The 7,134-nt window shown below is 61.3% G+C and carries 7 protein-coding genes and 1 pseudogene; 4 read left to right on the top strand and 4 right to left on the bottom strand.

Features of this window, described 5'->3' with window-relative positions:
- Both ACSBPG_RS31565 and ACSBPG_RS31570 read right to left on the bottom strand, forming a co-directional pair.
- Positions 1–210 (bottom strand): hypothetical protein (locus tag ACSBPG_RS31565; RefSeq protein ID WP_435541228.1); only part of this gene is annotated, 210 nt, incomplete at its 3' end.
- Between the two features lie 290 nt (positions 211–500).
- A complete protein-coding gene (locus ACSBPG_RS31570) occupies positions 501–659 on the bottom strand; it encodes a hypothetical protein (protein WP_435541229.1) in 159 nt (52 codons plus the stop codon).
- Between the two features lie 495 nt (positions 660–1,154).
- On the opposite strand from ACSBPG_RS31570, the gene ACSBPG_RS31575 reads away from it, so the two are divergent.
- The 3 genes and pseudogenes from ACSBPG_RS31575 to ACSBPG_RS31585 all read left to right on the top strand — a co-directional run bounded on the left by ACSBPG_RS31575 (position 1,155) and on the right by ACSBPG_RS31585 (position 3,975).
- Complete coding sequence (locus ACSBPG_RS31575) at positions 1,155–2,012, top strand: hypothetical protein (RefSeq protein ID WP_435541230.1); 858 nt, start codon at positions 1,155–1,157, stop codon at positions 2,010–2,012.
- Between the two features lie 221 nt (positions 2,013–2,233).
- Positions 2,234–2,359: pseudogene (locus ACSBPG_RS31580) on the top strand (IS5/IS1182 family transposase); the annotation flags it as partial.
- 299 nt (positions 2,360–2,658) lie between these two features.
- Entirely contained in the window at positions 2,659–3,975 is a 1,317-nt protein-coding gene (locus tag ACSBPG_RS31585) for a tyrosine-type recombinase/integrase (protein ID WP_435541231.1), read from the top strand.
- 923 nt (positions 3,976–4,898) lie between these two features.
- Here the strand turns inward: ACSBPG_RS31585 and ACSBPG_RS31590 are convergent.
- Positions 4,899–5,771 (bottom strand): DUF4238 domain-containing protein, encoded by an 873-nt coding sequence (locus ACSBPG_RS31590; protein WP_435541232.1) that lies wholly within the window; start codon positions 5,769–5,771, stop codon positions 4,899–4,901.
- 361 nt (positions 5,772–6,132) lie between these two features.
- Complete coding sequence (locus ACSBPG_RS31595; protein ID WP_435541233.1) at positions 6,133–6,405, bottom strand: helix-turn-helix domain-containing protein; 273 nt, start codon at positions 6,403–6,405, stop codon at positions 6,133–6,135.
- Between the two features lie 82 nt (positions 6,406–6,487).
- On the opposite strand from ACSBPG_RS31595, the gene ACSBPG_RS31600 reads away from it, so the two are divergent.
- Positions 6,488–6,832, top strand: a complete 345-nt coding sequence (locus ACSBPG_RS31600; protein WP_435541234.1) for a hypothetical protein — start codon at positions 6,488–6,490, stop codon at positions 6,830–6,832.
- Positions 6,833–7,134: the final 302 nt, after the last annotated feature.

A 7,134-nucleotide genomic window follows, 5' to 3' on the forward strand; every position in this document is an offset into this window, starting at 1 on the left:
GGTGTCGGACTTGTCCGTCTGCGACCAGCTCTCGGGCATGTAGGTGTCGAGGCTGTACCAGAACTCGCCGCCCATCTCGGCGAACATGCCGCTGCTGAAGTGCGAGGACGACAGGGCGTTCGGCTGGATCTCGGTGCGGTAGTTGTAGTCGTTCGAGCCGTAGTGGTCGAGCGTCAGCTGCACTCCGCGCTGGCCATCGACCGTCGTCATGGATGACGGGTTGCCGGAGTACTTGAATCCCATGCTGGTGACACTGGAACCGCTGTCGAAGTCGGCCTCGAAGAGGAGGCCAGTGCGGTCGGTGGTCATCGGGGGCTTCTCCTGGTGGTTCCGGGGGGGAACCGGCGGCATCGTCGTCGGCCGTTCCGGCGACGACGTGGTGCCTCCTTCGGTTCCCGTCACCCGTCCAACCTAGGCCACCCGTTGGGGCGATTGCCGGACAGTTTCGCGGCAAAATGTAGACATCGGCGCGGGCGACGGGCCCGCGCCGGCCCGTTGGATCAGTGCGCCGACGGCCGATGCGCCAGCGCCGCGGCGAAATGGTAGTCTTCGTCGATGCTTTCGGTGTTCTTCCTGGAACCGACCGGCGTCTCGGCGCCGCATTCCGCGTCGTGGCCGGGCATTTGAGCGATCAGATCCTTGCGATCTTCGACGTTCATATTACCTCCACATTCCGATTCGTTTGAGACGGCGAGGAAATATCACAGATCCGTTCTCGGCGCCACGTTTTTGACCGGAGATGCCGCAGTGCGGCAGAGACGGCCGTTCACGCCACGGCCGGTGGCGTCCCGTCGACCGCCGCCTCCTGGGTCATGGACACCGGCGTCACGGCGGGGACGACGCGCGCGCTCGCCGCGGCGCCACGCTCCCGGAGCCGTGGGCGACCACCGGCGATGGGGAAGGCTCGGCCCCGCAGGTGTGCAAGGGAGGCGCCGACCGTGGTGCGCACCGCCTTGCCGTCCGCTTCGTCATGGTGCCCCCATTCTCTCGAGAAAGGGGGCACCGGGAATCCCGGCGCGGTTCAAGTTACACAGATGCTTGTGCATCGGACGATTGAGAACCGCCATTGCAGCCTATACGCCGAGAAATCTGGTTTCGCTCCGGACTCATCGGTATGATGGTTCATCCGTTTAAGTTCATTCAGGTGCGGTGCCATGAAGAGCAGTACCGCAGATCCCGTCATTGATGTGTCACCGTCAACGGCGCCGGACAGTCGAACAAAAAGGCGGGTTTTTGTTTTAGCCGCGGCTCTTTTGCTGGTCTTCGCGGTCGGCGTCCCGTTCCGGAATGAGTGGATCGTTCCCGCCTTCTCCAATTTCTTCCATTGGAGTGCAGAGGTCGGCACGACGCTGTTCACGTTGCATACAAACAAGAGCGTGGAACAGGCCATCTCACTGTGGAGCAATCTCGCCACTGCGGCCAGCGCAGCGATCGCGGCCGCCGCAGTGGTGATCGCGTTCAGGAGTTACCTCGTCAGCGCGAGTTCGCACCGCAGCACCCACATGCACAGTCTGTTTCGCGACTATCTCCGGCTCCGATTTGATTCGCTGACCTCCCTGAACTCTGACCGCACGGATGACACCATAAAAGCCGCTGTTCGCGATCAAGTAACGAGCATGTGCCTCTATACTCTTGAGGAAATGTACGCTTGGACGAATCGCGAGGAAAAAGCTATTGGTCTGGTCCCTGCCAGATTCGGACTTCGAAGCGAAAAACGACAGGATTACATAAACAGCTGGAGATACACGATCCTGGTCCATGCTCTCGGCAATCGGGATGCGATCGTCGAAAATTTAGAGTTGTATGCGCCTTGCTACGGCCTTCCGTTCATACAGTTTCTGGCGAACGGGCTCGGAGATCCCTCGATCGTGTCGATCGCTGCACAGGAGCAAATCCGACGCCGGCACAGTGACGTTTCAATCCGAGCGCTGCCCCGCCTTCTGGCCGAAAGCCGCTCCTCACAGGTCCAAAATGTCAGGCCCGGCACAGATGCTGATTCCAGTCCTGTCTGACGACGGGTTGACACGGTGGCGAAGGTGCCGACGAGGGAGGGATGCCCCGCGGGAACGGACGGCGTCGTCGGTATGAGCTGAGCGAGGCGCAATGGAAACGGATTGCAGACTTGATGCCGTGGACCGGGAGACAGGGCGGCGGCCCCCAGCGGGATCACCGGCAAGCGATCAACGGTCTGATGTGGAAGCCCCACACGGGGCACAGTGGCGCGACATCCCCGATTGATGCTGAGGTTTGGTGCATCGACGGCTCCAACGTCCGTGCCAGCCGGGCGGCGGCGGGCGGCGGAAAAGGGGGGCCGGCCAAACCGGATGACCACGCGCTCGGCCGATCGCGCGGCGGCCTCGGAGTTGGAAAATCTCCGACGCTTGGAAAGGGAAGTCCCTGAAACGCTGACCGTTCCAGGGGTTTGATTGGTGAGCGCGCTGGGGCTCGAACCCAGGACCTACTGATTAAAAGTTAGGTGCTATCACGTAACAGCACCTGACATAGGATCACATTTTCCGGCGGATTTGCTGCATTTCCTTGTGCCCCACACCACATGACGTAACACGGAATCACTGGCAAGCGCACCCATCTCTGTGCCCCATGTGTGCCCCACGAAGAGCAACTGACCCGCTGGGGCACGGCCGACAGGAGCCCGTCATGCCTTCCGAAAAGCTGACCGACCGCCGCGTCAAGACCGTCCGCGTTCCTGCCGGTGGCGCCCGCCTGGAGTTGTGGGACATCGCCATGCCTGGCCTCGGGCTGAGGGTCGCGCCCGACAGCGCCCAGGGAGACGGCACGAAGACGTGGTTCGTCCGGTACCGCATCGCCGGCGCCCAACGCCGCCTGAAGCTCGGCGTCTACCCTGCCCTGTCGCTGGCGAAGGCGCACGAGGCGGCGCGTGGCGTCTTCGAAGCCGTCGCGGCCGGGAAAGATCCCGCGGGCGAGCGCCAGGCAGAGGGACCGGGGGAACCGAAGGTGGACACCTTCGCCCACATCGCCGAACAGTTCGTTGCTCGCTATGTGCGCCCGAACACCCGGCCGAAGTCGGCGAAGGAAACGGAGCGCATCTTGAGCACCGAGGTGAAGGCATGGGCGAAGCGTCCCATCGGCTCGATCACCCGGCGGGACGTGATCGAGCTGCTCGACGCCATCGTCGACCGCGGCGCTCCCGTGCTGGCGAATCGCACGCTGGCGGCGATCCGCAAGCTGTTCAACTGGGCCATCGAGCGGGACATCGTCGCTGCGTCGCCTTGTGACCGGGTGAAGCCGCCGGCTGCAGAATCGGAGCGCCAGCGGGTGCTGACCGATGACGAGGTGCGCTTGGTCTGGCAGGCGACAGCGGACATGGGTCCGGCCTTCGGTCCGTTCGTGCGGGTGGCCCTGCTGACGGCGCAGAGAAAGGGCGAAACCAGCGCAATGCGGTGGCAGGACGTCGACCTTGGGCGTCGGGTGTGGACGATCCCGCGCGGGATGACGAAAGGGGACCGGGAGCACGAGGTGCCGTTGTCGCCGTTGGCCATCGAGGTGATCAAAGCGCAGCCGCGCATCGGCGACTTCGTGTTTCCAGGCCGGCCGGACAAGGTCGAGGGCGGGAACGATGCCGCGCCAGGGGATACGACGGGCAAGCCCTTCAACGGCTTTTCCAAGGCAAAGGAGCGGCTGGACGCCGCCGTGCTGGAACTGCGGCGCAAGGAAGCGAAGGCGCGAGGCGACGACCCTGAGCGGGTCAAGCCGCTCGAGCCCTGGACGCTGCATGATCTGCGGCGCACGGCGGCAACCGGCATGGCCCGGTTAGGCGTGCCGCGTCTGGTGATCAGCAAAATCGAGAACCACGTCGAAGGGGGTGTGACCGCGATCTACGACCGGTATGCCTACCAGTCGGAGAAGCGAGACGCCCTGGAACGCTGGGCGGCGCGGGTGCGGGTAGTCGTCGAGCCGGTGACACAAGCCGCTGCGGCAGACGCACCGGCGTAGAGGCGCGCCCTGCCCTGACCGACCATCATACACGTCCGCGGGCCGCGTGATTGACCTGTTTGAAACGACGGGCCATCCTGTCATGGAAACTGATCAGGCGAGGGCGCCATGCCCTAGCTGGAGATCCCCCTCCCCGAAGATCCCGACGAGGCTCTCAGGCTCGAGGCGTTGGTTCAGGAATCCTTCAACGGCATGCCCAGGGCGGCCGCGACGAAGGGGCAAAAGATCCCGAAGACGGCCGCCGTGCTGACCCGAAGCAGCCACTTCCAGGACGCATCGCTGCTGATCACCCCAACAGGCGACGCTCTTGCTGGGCCAGTGATGCGCGCGCTTGGGGCGCGGAAGATTGCGCCTCCGACATCACGGCGCGGGATGGGGCACTCGGCAGGTGAAAACCGCACCCGCGATCGTCTGTTCCCGAACGTAAGCACATAGACCGGCGGACCAGCGCCGCTGGCGGTGGGTCCGGCGGCAACCACGCCCGCGGCGGCCGCCAGCTGGCGCCGTTCCGATTATGCGGGCGGAGCGAGCCGCCCCGATTCCATGGCCTGGACTTCCCTCACCGCCGCATCGAAGCGAGACCAAGCCATTCGCCAACATTAGACTCAGGTGGCTAACCGCCCCCTTTACCGTTCCACCGGCCGGTATCGGATCGGGGAACGCAGAGCATCAGTGAGCACCCCCGTGTGCAGTTTCAGGAGGCGACGCGTGCGACGGTCAGCAGCGCTTCCCTTCCTAGTCACATGCGTCGGAACTTGTCGTTGCCGGCCCGAGCGAAGCCGCTTGAACTCCTTTACGCCACGACCCAAGATGTCGCTGACGGTGTAATGCCCTAACCAAGTCGCTTCGCCAATGCCCTCAGCGAAAGCCCGAAGAGGACCAGCAACTGCAGAACTTCGCATTGATCAGACAAACCAAATCTTCTAATTGCCGCAAGAAAAGTACGTTTCGACAAAGCACTTAAGGGAACAGTCTCGACCGACGACAAATTTCCTCGAATTTCTAACGACACCCTTATTATACATAATGACTAAATCAACGGCCCTACTTCCAGTCATGCCGTCAATTATCATGTCTGACCCTCGCGAACAGAAAAAAACAACTTCCGGAGATATTGACATTAAGTACACGATATTACCATTTTCTTGAACCACCACCCTGAAGACAGGAGTGTCTCCAGTCATAAATTGGAGTCGAGAACCCGCTACCTCAGCGCGTCCCCATGCCCCTCTAAGAATGCAATCATATACCTCGCTGTTTTCTATTGAATATATCATAGCCGTCAAAGACATATCCTGCATCGCGCCAGTTGGGGCGCGCCGCAATGCAGCAAAAACTTCCTCTTCTGTGATATCTGGCTGCGATTTTGGCGGATTTTGCAATATAACTCCAGCAATTATTTCCATCATCGCGTCTCTATGCGGGCCAATGACATCAGGCCTTCTCGCGAACAGAGACGACATGAAACGAGCCCATGTTTTTCGTTCTCGATGCGTAATATTTTCTATTTCGCCGTTTAAAATTTTGTCTCGAACCTCGGCTGCTGGCGTATCAACCTCTCGGGTCATATACTCTGTCTCAACCCATTGGCGTGGCATCGGCCCATCACGGCGGCAGGCATAAAGGTCTCTTTCGGAACCAATAGACTTAGTGCTTTTCCTTCCGCACATTACCTTGCCATTTACGAGATGATAGCTTGCCACACGCCCATCATCACCGCACCACGGCCTAAGGTAGAATTGCGGCAAATAATGATGGTTTCTAGGCTCGCTCATTTCTGTCACCGTAGGACACATACATCAATAGACAACACGCATTCTCGGGCAATAACGAAAGAATTTACCTGTCCGTGGTTGCAATACTACATAATCCCACACCTCCATTTACCGATCTGCCAGCACATATAGTATTGCCTTCCCGAACAACCATGAAATGATCGCCACGCCAGCTGCAAGCAGTCCAAGAAAACGCTCATCTGACGTTCCGACTGCTAGAATGTATATTGACGTCGCGCCAAAGAGAACGGCTATGCTGCATCCCAGCAGGTATATCACAACCCCAAGACGCTCCAGCATGGTGATGTCTCGTTAATCAGAGATGGGTTGGCCTGCACGCGCTATTCCCTGGGGACTGATGATGCGCTGTACCCCCAATTTGTCAATCCTCTTGGCTAGTTTGTCCTTCGCGTAAACGGACGCCTGCCCCGCCGCCAGCCGACGTAGCGCCAGCATTGATGAACTCAACGCCCGCGGTTTCTAGGGCATGACGGATGTCGCGCAGCGTCCGGGGTTGGGGGCCCGTTTTGCCGTTCTCGAAGTCGGAAATTGTCTTACGTGTCAGACCGGTGGCGGTTGACAGGTCGTTGATGTCCCACCCGAGAATGCCGCGGGCGGCCCGGCATTGCAGCGGCAATAAAGTTATATCATGCATATTTTTACCCAAAAAGCGTTGACGCAGAAGCCGAAATACTATACGTTATGAGTAGAACGCCGCGCAAGGGAAACCGACCGCCATGCTGCCTACCCGCTCCCCTTACACCCCCGCCCTCCTCGCCGAGTTCGACCGGCTGACCGAGGCCGATGACGGCGACGATAGCCCGGTCCCCGAGCAAGTGGGCCGGAAGCTCGGTGACGCCAGGGCGGCGATTTGCATCGTGCCGCGGCGCACCGTCGGCGACTCGGCCTCCCTTCTCCGCGGTGTGCTGCTGTGGGGCGGGCGGGAGATGTCGGCCACAGACGTGCCACAGATCGAGCGTGCCGCAGCCTTCCTGGAGGCGGTCGTCGCCGGTGACGCTCGGCTGTCGTGCCTGGAAGCCCTGGAGCGGCTGGCGTCGACTGATGCCGGCGGCACGTCATGATGCCCGGCGCGCCGGTGATCCCGCCGCCCGGCTACGGCCGGCCCTGCAATCGGTGCGGCTGCTGCTGCCTGGACGGGCCGTGTCATGTCGCCTTCGAGGTCCTAGGCGTGGCGCGCGGCGCCTGCCCGGCTCTGGAGCAAGACGGCGGAACCTACCGGTGCGGACTCTACACCAGCCCGGGGCGCTACGGCAGCGGTCCGGAGTGGACGCCGGAGCGGATCTCCTGTGAGATACCGTCACGTTGAGCAAGCCCTATTTTCAGGGGGCGAGCTTTGGTTCGAAGGGCTTTCGGGCCTTGGCGA

Source organism: Azospirillum sp. ST 5-10 (genome assembly GCF_051225715.1).
Taxonomy (GTDB): domain Bacteria; phylum Pseudomonadota; class Alphaproteobacteria; order Azospirillales; family Azospirillaceae; genus Azospirillum.